Source organism: Planctopirus limnophila DSM 3776 (assembly GCF_000092105.1).
Lineage (GTDB): Bacteria > Planctomycetota > Planctomycetia > Planctomycetales > Planctomycetaceae > Planctopirus > Planctopirus limnophila.
In genome coordinates, this window is record NC_014148.1 from 1,445,046 (window position 1) to 1,461,047 (window position 16,002).

Here is a 16,002-nt window from a genome sequence, read left to right on the forward strand (position 1 = left end):
CCGACTGGACAGACTTCAGCCTTTTTCATAACAACACCACGGAATTCTCAAAGTTCTTTCATCCATCGACAGAGAACTCGTCACCTGGTTGATCCCGGCTTGCCGGACTCCCTTCGTTTTCAGTTTTTGTCAGCCCCTATTCACTCCTGGAGTATCACATGCCCGCACCTCGCGCTCAGAATCTGCGCGACGCCGGGAATTTCGCGCAGAGTCTGCTCATGCCAGGCCTGTTCGTCATGTCGATTCTGGTGATCATTGCACCCTTACCACCCGTGGTGCTCGACGTCCTGCTGGCGGGGAACATTACGCTGGCGGTGGTGATTCTGCTGACGACCATTTACGTCTCGAAGCCGCTCGATTTCAGTGTTTTCCCATCACTATTACTGGGGACAACCCTGGCGCGGCTGGTGCTGAACGTGGCCTCGACACGTTTGATTCTTACACGGGCCAACATCGATGGAACCAGTGCGGCAGGCGAGGTGATTGAAGCCTTTGGCGAGTTTGTTGCCGGCGGACAACTAGTCGTAGGCATCATTCTCTTCGTGATTCTCGTCGTGATTCAGTTTGTCGTCATCACCAAGGGCTCCAGCCGCATCAGCGAAGTGGCGGCTCGCTTTGCTCTGGATGGAATGCCCGGCAAGCAGATGGCGATCGATGCTGATCTCAATGCCGGTGCCATCACACAAGAGGTGGCCAAAGCGCGGCGTCTGGAAATCACACAGCAAGCCGACTTTTATGGCGCTATGGACGGTGCAGGCAAGTTTGTCCGTGGCGATGCCATTGCAGGTATTATCATCACGCTGATTAATGTTCTGGGTGGAATCATCATTGGCATGTTCATGCACAGCATGCCGTTTGAGGAAGCGATCAAAGTCTACACAACCTTGACCATTGGCGATGGACTGGTTTCCCAGGTACCGGCCTTTCTCATCTCGCTGGCTTCTGGCCTGCTGGTGACTCGCTCCAGCAGTGAATCAAATCTTTCCAAAGAAACTCTTAGCCAGCTTTTTCGGCACAGCGAGACACTTTTTGTGTCGAGTGCCTTTGTCGGCGCCATGGCGTTTACAGGCCTGCCGATGATGCCTCTGCTTTCATTAAGTTTGGCACTGGCCGTCGCAGGCTACTTTCTGCGTTCCTCCCAGGAGAAAGGGAAGCTGCAAAAAGCCCAGGCAGAAACACAAGAAGCAGCCGCAGCGAAACCGCAGCCTCGTCCGGAAGATCATCTGGGTGTTGAACCACTGGAAGTCGAACTGGGCTTTGGCCTGATCCGCCTTGCCGACCCGGCTTCCAATGGAGATCTTCTCGATCGAGTCACGCGAGTCCGCAATAAGATCGCTCAGGAACTGGGGCTTGTTCTTCCCAAGATTCGTATTCGCGATAATGTTCGCCTGGAACAGAACGAATATCAGATCAAACTGAAAGATACGCCCATTGCCTGGGGTGCCGTTTATCCCACCGGGTTAATGGCCATCGATACCGGTTTAACGACTGGCCGCATTCCGGGTATGGATGCCCGCGATCCGGCTTTTGACCGACCTGCCGTCTGGATTGAACCTTCACAGAATGAACGCGCCCAACTGCTGGGCTACAGCGTTGTGGAACCGGCAGCTGTGATCGTCACACATCTGACAGAGATTGTTCGCTCGTATGCTGACGAGTTACTTTCCCGTCAACAGGTTCATCAACTGATCGACACACTCAAAGGCAAAGCCCCCAAACTGCTTGAAGACCTCGTGCCTGATGTCCTCAAGATCGGTGTGATTCATCAGGTTCTGGCAAACCTGCTCCGGGAAAGAATCCCGATCAAGGATCTGGAAACCATTCTGGAAACGTTAGGAGATTACATCGATCGCACGAAGGATATTGCCATTTTGACGGAATACGTGCGACATTCTTTGAGCCGCACCATCTGTCAGCAATATCGCGATTCACAGCGTACGTTGCATGTCGTGACGTTAGAACCTGCCGTCGAAGATACGTTGTCGGCCGGGATTGAATTCACCGAACGCGGCATGCTGGTCAAGCTCTCGCCTCAGATCGTGGAGTCGTTTACTCAGGAACTGGCAAAGCAACTGGAAAAACTGGTGCAATTTGGCCGGCCACCCGTGCTGTTGTGCGGCCCGCAATTGCGTGCCGGTGTGCGACAGATGACGTCCAGCACCTTACCACGACTGGCTGTGATCAGTCTGAACGAAATCACGCGGGATACGGCTGTCGAACCTCATGGTGTGATCGGTATTGCTGCCATCAGACCAGCCAGACCCACCATGATGCCTGCTCCACAGGCCGATTTGACAGGAGCCAGGCGATGAGAACGACCCCTTGTTTATCAGCCGTCATGACTGATCAAATGAATTTGAGAGTGCAAACTTCTTTAACCCGTTGTGGTGTTGCCGGAGGGCTTGTATGAATCGGGACATTCGCGTCTATCGTGCCGCGACGCTCGACGATGCTCTCGAGCAGGCCTATCGGGAACTGGGGACTGAGGCGACGATTCTGCATACACGGCAGATCGAACATCGCTCGTGGCTTCCCTTTGGACGTACCAATAGCGAAGTAGAAATCACCGCCACCAGCCAACCTCAGCCGGTTGTGACAAAACCAGGCAATACTCCTCCAAAACCTAAGTCGACCGCCACTCGGCCCACTCCGCGACCCTTGGATGAAACATTAGCCAGTCCACCGCCACTTCTGGGTGTCGGGCCATCAGCAGCTCGATCCCTAGAAGCGGAACTCAAGAAGCGTACCAGCGGTCCACTGAGCCATCCTTCTTCACCGGCAGTTGGCAGCCCGCGGCCTGGCACATCGACTCATGATGTCCGTTCAACGGGAAATGGCCGGGGGATGGGTCATCAACCAGAAAAGCCAAACACCAAGGTCACACCACCGATTCAGGGGAATTCACAGCCGTCTGCGACGACAGGCTCGGTTCAGAATCCACCTTCTCATCTGGAAACTACGACGTCGCCACGTCGGACGCCTTTGCCAACACGCGTGACGCCTCCTTCAAATTCGCCCGCTCTCACGCCTGCGCCCAGAGGGCTGGGTCGCTGGCAACCACGGCAGAATTCTGAACAATCGCCAGTTGATCCCAATCCCGGTGAAACGAGTCCAGCCGCTCGCGATCAGCAGCAGGACCAGTCGTCTCCAGCGAAGGATGTCAGGCAATCAGCACCCGAACCGACCGTTTCGACAACACATTCCTCTCTGGCGTCCGGTGTGGAGTTACCAGCTGAGCCAGTCTCGCTCTTGCCAGCCTACGAACCTTCGGGATTAACTCTGCCAGGTGCGCGCATTGAAAAACCAGCGGTGTTGACCACGGCAGATGCTGTCCATGACTCCCAATGGTGGCAGATCGATCAGCGGCTCCATGAAACTCAAAAGAGTCTCGAACAATTCAAGACAAGTTCGATGAATCGCCTGCATGAAGGGCGGGAAGTCGAATCAACCAGTTGGCATCACCTGGTGAATCAGACAGGCCTGCCAGAGAATATCGCCCGGAAACTGTTAAAAAAGCTCGCTTGCCTGGCCACTCCCAAAGAATTGACTGATCCACAGGCCTCCCGGTTACTGTTGTTGAGCCTGATTGAGCAGGAATTGAATCTTTCCAGACCTGTGCAAATTGCACCGGGTACTCCACATGTTGTCGCATTGGTGGGCCCGACGGGAGTTGGGAAAACAACCACGCTGGCAAAGCTGGCAGCCCAGGCACGGCTGCGTGAGCATCGAAAAGTCGGCCTCATTACTGTGGATACCTTTCGAATTGCCGCCGTTGAACAACTCAAGACATATGCCGAGATTATGGAACTCCCGATGCGTGTGGTTTCATCGCCTGCAGAAATGCGAAGTGCGATGGATGACTACGCGACGATGGATCTGGTCCTCATCGATACGTCTGGCAGAAGTCCTTACGATGAACTGAAGAATCAGGAACTCAAGGCGATTCTGGCAGAAGCCCATGCACACGAAATTCACTTGTGCATCAGTATGGCAAGCGATCCGCGTTCAACCACGATGATTGCTTCGAAGTTCATCACAATCGGTGCCAATCAGCTCATCCTGACAAAACTCGATGAGATTCAGGATTATGGTGCCGTCCTGGCCACCAATCTGAATTCCACTCTGCCACTTTCTTATCTGACAACAGGCCAGGAAGTTCCCGATCACCTGGAGCGAGCGGCCGCTTCGCGGATTGCCCGACTGATTCTCTCTGCGGAACCACTGCGCCCATCGATTCTCGCAACAAGTTCGATTACGACAACCAATGCCTATGCCTCTCCCGTCTGAACAAGATCTGCCACCAGCGAATCATCCATTTTCAGTAAGTTCCATCCCGCCCCGCTTCCTCATCATTCGATAGCCCATGACCTTACCATTGACCATGACTGAGTCAGAAGCCTTGGCGATCCCATGCGATCAAGCCACAGGTCTGCGTTCGCTCAAAGCTCAATCCGGAATCGCGTGGTTCAAGGGTCAGCAAGATGTCGCGATAAGCGATTCGCGATGCCGGGTGATCGTAGTGACATCTGGAAAAGGGGGCGTCGGCAAATCGACTTATGCACTGAACCTGGCTGTGGCACTGGGAGAGATGGGCCAACGTGTCCTCCTGCTGGATGCTGCCGAAGGTGTTTCTCATCTCGATCTGATGTGCGGATTACACAGTTACTGGAATCTGGAGCATGTTGGAACTGGTGCCAGACAGCTATCAGAAGTGATTCTTAACTGTCCGGGCAACGTCAAATTGCTCACCGGCTGCCGCTTGTTACTGCAGCCGGAACTGATCCCAGTCCCGCTCAGGACATTTTTCATCGAACAACTGGCTCAGCTCGAAAAAAGCTGCGACACCTTGATTGTCGATGCAGGAACCGCCAGTTTTCCTCTGGTTTATCCCTTTGTGAGAGCTGCCGATCGCATCGATCTGATCACGACTCCTGAACCGACATCCATCGCGAATACCTATGCAGTCCTCAAGCATCTATCAGTACGCTGCCAGAATTCTGCCGGCATCCTGATTACCAGTTGCCATGAGGATCAGCACGCGGAGGCCATCTTCGAGCGTTTAGCCCGCACGAGCCGAACATTTCTGCAATACGGCATCGAGAAACTGGGCAAACTGGGATACCACGAAGACGTGATGGCGTCGATTGGCTCCAGAACTCCGTTTGTCCTGAAGACGAGTTGCCCAGTCAGTGCACAAATTCGCCGATTTGCAGGGAAATGGACGACCAGATCTTTCGCACCTCGAAAATCTTTCTTCAGGTTGGTCTTGTCGGAAACGGAAGAAAAAGCGATGAATTGCATCCACGCGACGGCAATCACCTGATTGCTCTTCGCCAACGAGTTTTGATCTTGAATCTTGCCTGAACGCCTTTCCCGCCTGTGATCCTCTCCGCATTGCTTCTTATTGCCGCTTCACTTCGAATTCCTGCCTCGCCTCATGATACCCTTCACAACATAGCCCACTCTGATTCCGCCTCGCGCTGTCAAAGCCTGCCCACATTCCATTCGTTTCCCGCCTCGACTTTTGACTCCCTTCCTAATTAACGAAACCTGTTCGTTACCTATCGTTTTCTTGAGCTTATTTCCTACCTGCGTATCACTTTTTGAGAATGCAGTCGGAGAAATTCCGTCTGCGGACTCTGCGTTGATTTCAACAGATTCACTGAATTTGCATGCTGAAGTATGTCGATACTGAAGAACGAAGCTATGTAGCCTCTTCATCAGTTCGCCACCCTGAACCACAACAGGGCCGTCATGGTAAGGCAGTATGCAGCGTATTTAAGCCTGCTTTCTTTAATGGCTGCCTGTGCTGCAGGAGCTATCGAAGGGAGTGGATTTATAGAGACTGTCAGAAAAGGTCTGATAGCGATGATGATCTTCTTTCCGCTGGGCTGGTTCCTGGGAGAACTGGGTCGCCAGACAGCGGAGGATATGGCCAGAAAAGATCTGACAAGAAAAGATCTGGCTGATTCATCGCCTGGACTGCCGACTGACAGTGTCACTGCCCGATAGTTAGTTATTTATCTGCGGCTCTATGCATATTGTTCAGAACCGCATTCGCCACGATGCAAGCAAGATAGCTAACCCTCATTAGCTATCACGGATGTTCACGGAGGGTTGGATGGTGACCAGGGTTATCGAAGACATTCAGGCCGTCTGGAATGCCTATAAGCAGGACCAGTCGAGCAAAGCACTGCGTAATCGCCTCATGGAGAATTATCTCCCGCTGGTGCGATACAACGCAGAGCGAGTGTGGTCCAAGCTTCCGGATGGCGTGGATATCAACGACCTGATTTCCGCTGGAGTCTTCGGACTCATGGATGCTATTGAAGCATTCGATATGGAGCGTGGAGTTAAGTTTGAAACCTACTGTGTCCCGCGAATTCGTGGAGCCATGCTCGACGAACTCCGCACCATGGACTGGGTTCCTCGACTTGTGCGCAGCAAAGCCAGCAAGCTGGAATCGGCCCGCAAGCAGGCCGAAGCCGAACTCGGCAGACCTCCGGCTGATAATGAAGTCGCTGCCAAGATGGGCGTCCCTCTGGATGAGTACGAAAAGCTCAAGAGCGAAGCCAGTGCTGTTAATCTCGTCAGCCTGAACAAGAAGTGGTACGAGACCGATAGTTATAAAGATGTTCGTGAAATCGACATCATTGAAGATACTAAAGGCGAAGACCCGACTCTCAGCATCCAGAAGCGTGACCTGATGAAACTGGTCACCAAAGGTCTCAACCGCAACGAACGCCTGATCATCATTCTCTACTACTACGAAGAGTTGACGATGAAGGAAATTGGCAGCACTTTAGGGCTGTCAGAATCTCGCGTGAGCCAGATGCATTCGAGTATCGTCAACCGACTCAAAGAACAGCTTGGCCGCCGCAGACCGGAATTTGCTCAGTAAAATTTCGCCAGCGATTCAATGGCTTTGATCAGGTGCAGTGTGTGGTTCTCGAACAAGGAACCGCTCACTGCACCTGATCGTTTTACGGGTTTCAAAATACAGCGGTTGGTATCTGTCACGAAGCTGTTGCGATAATCTGGATGGTGTCACAATTTTTCACACGCCAGATCTTTCAGTGATTCTGAAAACAGGCGCTGAAAGCTCTGGGTCTGCACCACAAACATCGAATGGTCTGATGGATTCTGATCACCACTTACAGCTTCGAGCTGCGGATAATGCCCATGTGTGGCATCCGTTTACAGCCATGTCTTCCTACACTGTTGAAGAAGCCCCCATCATCACCCATGCGGAGGGCTTTTCTCTGTTTGACAGTCAGGGAAACAGATATCTCGATGGGCATTCTTCGCTCTGGTGCAATATTCACGGGCATCGCGTCCCTGAGTTGGATGCCGCCTTAACCAGCCAGATCGAGCGTGTGGCCCACTCCACTTTGCTGGGGATTGCGAACTCCAGTTCCATAGAACTTGCAGAAGAACTTGTGGCGCTCGCTCCGCCGGGTCTCACCAAAGTTTTCTATACGGATTGTGGTGCGGCTGGCGTGGAAGCAGCTCTGAAGATTGCCTGGCAATACCATCGCCAGAAAGCTCAATCGGAAGATCGCCGGTTGTTCGCCTGTCTGGAACAAAGCTATCACGGAGATACAGTAGGTGCCGTGAGCGTGGGCGGAATTGATGTCTTTCACAGCCTGTTTGGCGGCATGACATTTCCAGCCCTGAAACTTCCCACACCAGCACGGGCATTGACCAACAGCCCTGAATTTCTACCCCTCGAAACCATACTGGCAAAAACCGAACAATTGCTGGATCAGCAACGTGATCAACTGGCGGCAGTGATTGTCGAACCACTCGTCCAGGCCGCCGCGGGAATTCTGGTTCATCCTCCAGGCTATCTGCAGGCACTTCGCAAGATGACGGCGGAACGTGGCATTCTGTTGATTGCCGACGAAATTGCTGTCGGATTTGGTCGTACCGGCAAGATGCTGGCCTGTGAGCACGAAGCGGTTGCACCTGATCTGCTGGTCTTGTCGAAAGGGCTGACCGGAGGTTACCTGCCACTGGCAGCGACATTAGCGACTGAGGAAATCTTCCAATGTTTTGCTGGTGAACCCTGGCAAGGCCGCACCTTCTACCACGGCCATACTTACACCGGGAATCCGCTGGCATGTGCTGTGGCGCTCGCATCGATACGGCGCATGCGAACGAAAGATGTGCTTGCAAACGCCCGTGAGATTGAACGCTGCCTGAGACAGCGAATTCAAGAGTGGCAATCATCGGCACCGGCGTGGTTACAGCACGTCGATCAGATTCGACATCTGGGGACGATGATGGCTATCGATCTGGTGCACCATCGTGAGCCCATGACGCCGTATCCGGCCGAACTACGTGCTGGTCACCAGGTCACGTTGGCCTGCCGAAAGCGAGGGATCATCCAGAGAAACATTGGAGACTCTGTCATCCTCTACCCGGCACCCGCGATGCCCGTCGATCTGGTTGAAGAGTTACTCAATGGTCTTGAGGAGAGCCTTGCGGAAGTGACATCCAGACTTCAGCCACTCAAGAGCATGGGAAGGACTCAATCCTCCGAACATTCAGTCAAAAATATGGAGTGAGAGCGGAGGGACTCGAACCCTCGACCTACGGATTAAAAGTCCGTTGCTCTACCGACTGAGCTACGCTCTCATATCTGCAGAATGTTAGGCCGCGAATGACAATTCGACAAATCAGGGCGAATTCATCAATTCTGATTGATTCCAACCTGCTGGCGATGAAACCACGGCATGGCCATGAGTGGCCAAGATGACGAGTGTAGCCGCTGATCTCACAGAGTAAAACCAACCAGCCACAAATCATAAAAAATGTGCGGATCATCGCACGACAAGAGCATTTTGAACCGATTTTGCCTGAGGAATTGACGTGTCATCAGTAACGTTTCTCAGAACGATTCGATGAAAATCATAGAGCAGGGCTGGCAGGCTGCTGAAATTCGCTTTCAAAGAGGAAGCTTTTCGACGGGATCGCGGATCACCCAGTGACCGAATCGTCAGCTCATCTGATGCCCAACCATAAGGAATCAGGCAGGCCAGATCTGGCTGCCGCCATCAACACGCAAGGCCTGCCCCGTCACAAATTGTCCTAACGGGCCGGCAAAGAACTCCACCACCTGGGCCACTTCCTCAACCAGGCCAATTCGATCGAGCGTACCGGCTTCGACCAGACGACTCTGATCGACCGTTCGTGTTCCCAGGTATCGACCTGTTCGCGTATCGCCGGGCGCCAGAGAATTGCAGGTCACTTCGTACGGCCGGAGCTGTTCGGCAAGGCAACGCGTGTACTCGACCACAGCCGCCTTGGCAGTTGAATAAATGGCACTGTTGGCATTTCCCCGGAATGCAGCGATCGAGCTGATGGTAATGATGCGGCCCTGTCGTCGCTCCATCATTCCGCGGGCCACCTGCTGGCAGATATGGATGGTGCTCATCAGATTTCGATCCAGCACCGAACGGACATCGATGGCTTTGATCATGACCGCATCGTTGGGATTGGGCTTTCCACCGGCGGCGGCGATATCTCCACCAGCCGAGTGCACCAGAATATCAATCGGCCCCAATTCAGAAGTCACTTCCTGAACGACGCGAGTGGCATCGGCCTCGACGGTGAGGTCACCCAGAACACGATAAGTTTTTGTACTGTATGCCGTTGCAATCTCTGTGGCCGTATGTGTCAGAGTTGTCCCTTCGCCGTATTCGGAGGGGCCATTCTCCCGCAGGCCATGGATTCCGACATGGCATCCGAGTTTGGCCAGATGCTCGGCAAACGCGCGGCCCAAGCCTCGCCCTGCACCCGTGACCAGCGCGACCTTGCCTTCAAGCAACCGACTCATGGACGAACTACTCCACCCTGATGCAGATCATGAAATCCGGGGAAACGGATTCAACAAGAAACTCCTGGAGGAGCCTCACCAACCCAGTGACATATTGGTCTCGATGGCTCGTTGAGCTTCATCTTCCGAAACTCCCATGCCGACCATATACAAGTGGATGGCTTCGATTTTGTTGCCATGAGATTTGGCGAGGCAATCGCGCGCCATTTCACTGGGTGAGGCAGGGCCAGTTAATCCCAGCAGTCTTTTGGAAATCACCCACGCATCCCGCGGCCGCCGACCGATACGGAGAATTTCCTCGTCAGGAAAAGTCTCTTGTGTCAATGCCTCGGCATCCTCGCGGGATTCTGTCCAGGCGACCATGATGTGTGCCGACGTCTCAATTTCAAACAGTGGCATCTTGCGGCCTCTTTACGTCCCGGTATCTCTGGGAAGGAGTATAAGGCACCAGTCGTATTTGCTCCACTGATCGCCACACTCTGCGTGAACGGAAGTTTAAAGGCCAGTACCAACCTGATTTTCCGGGCGAAATCGAAACGCTTCGAATACGCGAACTCGAATACTCAATTTCAGGTTGAAGGAATCAGAAGTCAACCTTCACATTTTCCCGCTGATAGATGGGCAAATGGCGGTAATAGACTTCGAGAGTCATGACGGCGAGGCAGGTCATGTAGAGCCGACCGCCCGAGCCGCCGTGAGGATCAGCGACGTTCCAGCTGCCGGTGGCATGTCCCTGTTTTAACTGGGTTTTGACAAGCTGGTCACGCATGACCGCGTTCCATCGCTGCCATTCAGGCCCACCCCAGTGGTGCATGACCTGTGTGGCGTAATAGTTGTAGTACATGTCTCCCTTAGCCGGTTTGGCTTTATCCAGATGAGCCACACCTTCCTTAAGTGCGGGCTTATTGGGTTCCCACCCCATATAGATGCGGCAGAGGAGTGCAGCGGCCGTCATTGAATTTTTGGCATCACCAGTTCCAGGAACATAGGTGTACTGAGAGCCACCATTCTTCGCACAGGCATCGAGGAACTTCTCGGCACCCCGGAAGGTTTGCGGAGGGACCTTGATCTTGCTCATCTGAGCACTTTTGAGAGCCATCACCTGCCAACCCACGACTGATGTATCACCGGCCTGGCGCGGCTGATATCGCCAGCCGCCATCTTTGGGATTCTGAGCGTTGACAATGAATTTGACAGCATTGAAGGCGGGTGTCCGTAAGCGCTCATCTTTGGTGAGAGCCAGAGCTTCGCAAAGGGCGATAGTGACCAGCCCCTGGGTATAAAAGCCTTCGTTACTGGAGACAATCCCTCGGAAATCGCCGCCTTCGGGAGTCACCTTCTGACTCTTGATCATGAAGTCGACGGCTCCCTTCATCTCCTTCTGGTAGTCGCCCTTTTTGTGGGTATGCCCACCACCCATGTATGCGAGCATGGCCATGGCTGTCGCACCGGTTTTACAGGCTTTTAAGGTTCCTGGCTGACTGCAATCGCATCCCTTCGTACCGACATGATTGAAGTTCCAGCTGCCATCGTCGGCCTGATGATTGGCCAGCCACTTGAGCCCGGTCAGAACGGCGGCCTCACTGGCATCATTCCCACCCTGCTCCTTCAGCAGTTGAGATTTGGCTGCTGCGGAACGACCGGCCATCGCATCGCCAATCTTGATGTTCAAGCCACTATCGGCCTCGACCGAGTCGAGTACCATCGAGGGATCCAGATCGTTGATGTTCGGCATATCGACCGGGACATCCGCTACATCGAGCGCATTCGATTCCGACTGATTGGGATCGACATTCGTCTGAATGATTTCTTCGGGTTGAATCAGCGACGTTTCGGTAATCGGCTCTGGCTCGACTTCATTGATCGAAGCAATCGTGGTGAAGATTTCTTCCAGTTGACGATTGTCAAAGACAATCATTGCGCACAAAAACAGAACGATGGCATGCAAAAAGGTACTCACACCGACTGTCACGGCGATTTCAGACCATTTGGCACCCTTGGTCTGTGCACCCTCGAGGCGAGCCGTTACGGAAGTACGTTCGGGAGTCCGAACTGCACCAGAATTCTGGATCGTTGTGGCCATGCAAAAGTATTCCTGTTCTGTGGAAGCCCCAGTGATGAGGAGTTCCACCAGATGGCGAATCGCCGACAGATATGAAATTGATCAAAGATTACTGATGTTTATTGATGCTACGAAGCTTCGACTGAGGGGTCAAGCACCCATCCTTAGCCTCTTACCCTGAAGATACGTCGATTGTTCGTCAAATTGATGATCAATGGTCATCTTTTTTGCAGATCAAACCTTCTCCGACAGAATCAAGTGGCCATGTGCTGATGTCGGAATGCAATCCACGTATTTTAAATCAGCCCCAGCGATCCAGCCACGATATTCTTCCAGACTGTAGGCCCGGCCTTCCGTCAGCGAAAAAAGCGCCAGCGAATAGAGGGCAATTTCCAGCGGGCCCGTCAAATCGCTGTTTAACAGCACATCATGAATCAGCAGGCGGCCACCTTCCGGCAATCCGGAAGTGGCCTTCGCCACCAGACGAGCACACTGGGGGCGATCCCAATCGTGCAGCACATTCGAGAGCAATATGTCGTCAGCCGGTGGGAAGGGATCGACCCACATATCCCCGGCATGCAATTCCAATCGATCGCGAACCCCCGTTTGTTCCGCCAACTCAGCGGCTATTTTCAGCACTTCGGGGCGATCAAAAATGATGCCTCTCCAGGTGGGGTACTTCTGCAGAACTGCCATAGTGTAAATCCCACTGCCGCCAGCAACATCCAGCAGAACTCGACCAGAACTGCCAGAATTGTCTTTGAGAATTTTTCCAGGTTGGCCTGCGGGAAGAACATCTGCAAACCGGGGAGCTACGTTCCACGCCCGGCCGGCCAGAGACAACGTCAAAAACCGGGCGGAGTCTTCGCGATCCATGGCCGATTCGGAACCCTCACGAAAAATAAAAGCGGCCCCCTGTTCACTCTCCGCTCCTTCAGGCCGGTCGGACTTCAATCTTTCCACCAATGCCAGTGTGCCAGCTGATTGTGCGGCCAGCGAAATGTAGCCACCCACACTGAAGGGGCTGGTAGTGACCAGATGATTTCTTGCCAGAGGTGTCAAGTCGATCTCGCCAGCCAGACGTTTGGTGAGCAGTTGCATGGCACAAAGGCCGGTGACAAGCACCTGTGTCGCTCGCTCGGACAGAACCAGGCGCCTCTGCAATTCGTCCAACGACAAAGGACTCTCGTTCAAAATGTCAAACACATGCAAATGGGCGACGGAAGCTGCCAGAAGTTCTGTCGCGAAGTTGCCTCGAAAGAGATCAAAAATCGGCGTGACATCTGTCGGTGGAAACCGTAGTGCATCTTTCACTGCCATGCCGAACTCCAGTATTCCATGATCAACTCAGGTTGTGATTTTGTCGACTGCAAAAGCAGGTCTGCGCATTACAAGCCCATCAAGGCTCGGGCAATTTGAGGGACATCGAGCAGACTCCAGTTCTCAGAGCGAATGTCTGGTCTGGAAGCAATCATGACCGGCCCTTCCGCGGGTTCGCGGCCTTTCGTCGCGAGCCTTCCATGCGAACCCTTAACGATGGAGGCATCCAGTCCGATCACGTCCATGTAGTAACGAAAGCCCAGTTTTTTCTGGAGCAGACGCCGGATGATGCGCAGCTTCGGGAACTTTAGTTGCGGATCGAGCAGCAGTTCTGTGGGGTCGTAACCAGGTTTACGATGGATGTCGATCGTGCGGGCATAATCCGGTGCCAGATGATCATCGAGCCAGAAATAGTACGTGAACCACGCCTGTGGTGCGGCAATCGCCACCAGTTCGCCAGAGCGTTCGTGGGCGATTCCCAACTCGACTTTACCCGCTTCGTCTAACACGCGCTCAATGCCTTCAGTCTGCTCCAGAAGTTTTTTGACTCTCGGGATATCCGACGCGTCTCGAACGTAGACATGGGCCACCTGATGATCACTGACAGCAAATGCCTGCGAAGCGCCACAATCGAGGGTTTCATATCCTAATGGCTCGCGGCGAGCGACCAGCAGGCCAGCCTCTCGGAGCACACGATTGATGTGCACAGGTTTTGACACTTCCGTAATCCCGTACTCCGAGACAACCAGAATTTCGGCACCAGATTCTCGGGCAGCCTCGATGACACGTCCCGCTTCGAGGTCGACTTCTTGCAAAGCTTTCTGAATGCGAGGATCGTGCGGGCCATATCGCTGGAGGTCGTAATCCAGATGGGGCAGATAAACCAATGTCAGTGACGGTCGATAACTCTTCATCACTTCGATGGAGGCTGTGGCAATCCAGCGGGAACTTTCGATTCCCGCCATTGGCCCCCAGAAGGATTGCAAAGGGAAGACCCCCAGTTTGCTCTGGAGAACATCGCGCAGTTCCGTGGGATGCGAATAGGAATCGAAGATTTTACGACCATCGGCCGGGTAGCTGGGCCGGGGAGTCATCGAGAACGCGACTGGTGCATACATGTTGTACCACCAGAACATTTTGGCGGTGGTCAGGCCCGGATCAATCGATGTCAACTGCTCGTAAAGTTTTGTCCCTTGTATCAATCGATTGGATTGCAGCCAGAGGCGCACTTCACTGGTGTCGCGAAAGTACCATCCATTGGCCACAATCCCATGCTGCGTCGCAGTTGTACCTGTGAGCATCGAGGCCTGTGCCGTGCAGGTGACTGCCGGAAAAACTCCGCTGGCGGGCGCTGCTGTACCGGCTTTGGCAAGTGCCGTAAGGTGTGGCGTGTGCTGACCCAGATGTTCGTATGTCAGACCCACCACATTGATGATCACCAGCGGCTGAGGCATAGGAGATGACTTTGTCCTGGCGGAAAGACTGGCGGATTCGAACAACAGACGACTTTCGAGACTGTTTACCGACATCTTTGAAAGTGGCTGAGCAGTGCTTCGTTCACTGCCACTGGTTTTTCCAGTGGAGAGAGATGCCCGGCATCGGCAATTGTGACGAACTGTGAGCCGGGAATATCGCGAGCCATTTCCGCCATCCCTTGTGGTGGTGTGATCTTGTCCTCGGAACCGGCCACGACGAGCACAGAAACGGAGCATTTGGCCAGTAGTTCTGTCGAGTCTGGTCGACTGGCCATGGCCCGCTGGGCGACAGCCAAACCACGGGCGGCCTGTGAGATCATCAGATCACGCACAAAATCAAAGAGTGCCGGCCGGTCTTCGTTGACATCCGGCGCCATCACGATCGGCATCATGGCCTCGGCAGCCACCCGGCTGCCTTCGACCAGCAGTTTATCAGCCATGGCCAACCGCTTCTGGGCAGCTTCGGCGGAATCGGCTTCACGTTTCGTATTGAGCAGTGCCAGCGAACGGATTCGATCAGCCGCCTGGCGCAACATCCCCATGGCGATGTACCCTCCCATGGAGAGACCCGCCACATGAACAGGTTGCTGCGGGGCAATGACATCCAGAAGGGCAAAGGTGACGATCGCATAGTCATCGATCGACAGGCTATCTTTCGCCAGCGAAGTCTGCCCGAAGCCGGGAAAATCGGGGACGATCAACTGATGATTCGCTGAAAGCGGCACCATCTGCTCGCGCCACATGCGATGAGTCAAAGGGAAGCCGTGCAGCAGAACAACGGGCGGCCCTTCACCTTGAACGACAGCAAAGACTCGACCGGCAGTTGTTTCAAAATAGGGCATGTTGGTGCAATCCCTGTTCCCTGAGTGCAGGCTTTCAATGAGTCATTACAGTCTATGCTCCAAGGGAACCCCGGCAAAGTGTCCGGCCGAATGGATCGTGCGGGAATGGAGGAAATGGTCACAGCCCGCCGACCTGCGCGTGCCGCGTAAACTGCAACCAATGTGCGTTGAGAAACCACTTCCACAGAAGATGTGATCAGAGTGCTGGCTGCCGAACGTCTTTACTACGTACAGAAAACAACATGTAACACGGACTCCAATAATCAACTTCGCGGCGGGTGGCTGGGGTTGAGTCTTCGAACCCCCAGCACTCTTCGGCACGGACTGGGGGTTCGCGAAGACGCACAACCCCAGCCACCCCCTACCAAAGAGCGCAGTTGAATACTGGAATCCGTATAAAATGAAAAAGGGCGGCTCACTCTCGATGAAGTGAGCCGCCCTGAATCTGAACCATCACGCAAC

12 protein-coding genes and 1 tRNA gene are annotated in these 16,002 nt (G+C 53.8%); 6 read left to right on the forward strand and 7 right to left on the reverse strand.

What is annotated here, in order from left to right; genetic code table 11:
• Nucleotides 1-158: 158 nt before the first annotated feature.
• The 6 genes from flhA (at nt 159) to bioA (ending at nt 8,570) form a co-directional block, all read left to right on the forward strand.
• Nucleotides 159-2,312 (forward strand): flagellar biosynthesis protein FlhA, encoded by a 2,154-nt coding sequence (gene flhA / locus PLIM_RS05885; protein ID WP_013109404.1) that lies wholly within the window; start codon nt 159-161, stop codon nt 2,310-2,312.
• A gap of 94 nt (nt 2,313-2,406) precedes the next feature.
• Entirely contained in the window at nt 2,407-4,287 is a 1,881-nt protein-coding gene (gene flhF, locus PLIM_RS22530; protein WP_013109405.1) for a flagellar biosynthesis protein FlhF, read from the forward strand.
• 76 nt (nt 4,288-4,363) lie between these two features.
• Nucleotides 4,364-5,323: a P-loop NTPase gene (locus tag PLIM_RS05895; protein ID WP_013109406.1), complete on the forward strand. Its 960-nt coding sequence runs from the start codon at nt 4,364-4,366 to the stop codon at nt 5,321-5,323.
• Between the two features lie 431 nt (nt 5,324-5,754).
• Nucleotides 5,755-6,012: a hypothetical protein gene (locus tag PLIM_RS24075; RefSeq protein WP_013109407.1), complete on the forward strand. Its 258-nt coding sequence runs from the start codon at nt 5,755-5,757 to the stop codon at nt 6,010-6,012.
• Nucleotides 6,013-6,121: 109 nt separating this feature from the next.
• The gene (locus PLIM_RS05905) at nt 6,122-6,901 is read left to right on the forward strand and encodes a FliA/WhiG family RNA polymerase sigma factor (RefSeq protein ID WP_013109408.1); all 780 of its coding nucleotides are present in this window, start codon (nt 6,122-6,124) and stop codon (nt 6,899-6,901) included.
• 235 nt (nt 6,902-7,136) lie between these two features.
• Complete coding sequence (gene bioA / locus PLIM_RS05910; RefSeq protein WP_013109409.1) at nt 7,137-8,570, forward strand: adenosylmethionine--8-amino-7-oxononanoate transaminase; 1,434 nt, start codon at nt 7,137-7,139, stop codon at nt 8,568-8,570.
• Here bioA and PLIM_RS05915 read toward each other — a convergent pair.
• The 7 genes from PLIM_RS05915 to PLIM_RS05945 all read right to left on the reverse strand — a co-directional run bounded on the left by PLIM_RS05915 (nt 8,568) and on the right by PLIM_RS05945 (nt 15,540).
• Nucleotides 8,568-8,640: transfer RNA gene (locus PLIM_RS05915), tRNA-Lys, on the reverse strand. The two genes, bioA and PLIM_RS05915, sit on opposite strands and share 3 nt — an antisense overlap.
• A gap of 391 nt (nt 8,641-9,031) precedes the next feature.
• The gene (locus PLIM_RS05920) at nt 9,032-9,841 is read right to left on the reverse strand and encodes an SDR family NAD(P)-dependent oxidoreductase (RefSeq protein WP_013109410.1); all 810 of its coding nucleotides are present in this window, start codon (nt 9,839-9,841) and stop codon (nt 9,032-9,034) included.
• A 75-nt stretch (nt 9,842-9,916) separates the two neighbouring features.
• Complete coding sequence (locus PLIM_RS05925; protein ID WP_013109411.1) at nt 9,917-10,240, reverse strand: DUF6793 family protein; 324 nt, start codon at nt 10,238-10,240, stop codon at nt 9,917-9,919.
• 184 nt (nt 10,241-10,424) lie between these two features.
• Entirely contained in the window at nt 10,425-11,924 is a 1,500-nt protein-coding gene (locus PLIM_RS05930) for a prenyltransferase/squalene oxidase repeat-containing protein (RefSeq protein WP_013109412.1), read from the reverse strand.
• Between the two features lie 213 nt (nt 11,925-12,137).
• Nucleotides 12,138-13,223 (reverse strand): methyltransferase, encoded by a 1,086-nt coding sequence (locus PLIM_RS05935; protein ID WP_013109413.1) that lies wholly within the window; start codon nt 13,221-13,223, stop codon nt 12,138-12,140.
• A gap of 68 nt (nt 13,224-13,291) precedes the next feature.
• Entirely contained in the window at nt 13,292-14,677 is a 1,386-nt protein-coding gene (locus PLIM_RS05940; protein WP_013109414.1) for an alkaline phosphatase family protein, read from the reverse strand.
• A 65-nt stretch (nt 14,678-14,742) separates the two neighbouring features.
• Nucleotides 14,743-15,540 carry an alpha/beta fold hydrolase gene (locus PLIM_RS05945; RefSeq protein WP_013109415.1) on the reverse strand — a complete coding sequence of 266 codons (798 nt, stop codon included), beginning with the start codon at nt 15,538-15,540 and terminating at the stop codon, nt 14,743-14,745.
• Nucleotides 15,541-16,002: the final 462 nt, after the last annotated feature.

Excerpts from the sequence above, each read along its gene's own strand:
- flhA (WP_013109404.1), top strand. The coding sequence starts at position 159 with ATGCCCGCACCTCGCGCTCAGAATCTGCGCGACGCCGGGAATTTCGCG.
- flhF (WP_013109405.1), top strand. The coding sequence starts at position 2,407 with ATGAATCGGGACATTCGCGTCTATCGTGCCGCGACGCTCGACGATGCT.
- PLIM_RS05895 (WP_013109406.1), top strand. The coding sequence starts at position 4,364 with ATGACCTTACCATTGACCATGACTGAGTCAGAAGCCTTGGCGATCCCA.
- PLIM_RS24075 (WP_013109407.1), top strand. The coding sequence starts at position 5,755 with ATGGTAAGGCAGTATGCAGCGTATTTAAGCCTGCTTTCTTTAATGGCT.
- PLIM_RS05905 (WP_013109408.1), top strand. The coding sequence starts at position 6,122 with ATGGTGACCAGGGTTATCGAAGACATTCAGGCCGTCTGGAATGCCTAT.
- bioA (WP_013109409.1), top strand. The coding sequence starts at position 7,137 with ATGGATTCTGATCACCACTTACAGCTTCGAGCTGCGGATAATGCCCAT.
- PLIM_RS05920 (WP_013109410.1), bottom strand. The coding sequence starts at position 9,841 with ATGAGTCGGTTGCTTGAAGGCAAGGTCGCGCTGGTCACGGGTGCAGGG.
- PLIM_RS05925 (WP_013109411.1), bottom strand. The coding sequence starts at position 10,240 with ATGCCACTGTTTGAAATTGAGACGTCGGCACACATCATGGTCGCCTGG.
- PLIM_RS05930 (WP_013109412.1), bottom strand. The coding sequence starts at position 11,924 with ATGGCCACAACGATCCAGAATTCTGGTGCAGTTCGGACTCCCGAACGT.
- PLIM_RS05935 (WP_013109413.1), bottom strand. The coding sequence starts at position 13,223 with ATGGCAGTGAAAGATGCACTACGGTTTCCACCGACAGATGTCACGCCG.
- PLIM_RS05940 (WP_013109414.1), bottom strand. The coding sequence starts at position 14,677 with ATGCCTCAGCCGCTGGTGATCATCAATGTGGTGGGTCTGACATACGAA.
- PLIM_RS05945 (WP_013109415.1), bottom strand. The coding sequence starts at position 15,540 with ATGCCCTATTTTGAAACAACTGCCGGTCGAGTCTTTGCTGTCGTTCAA.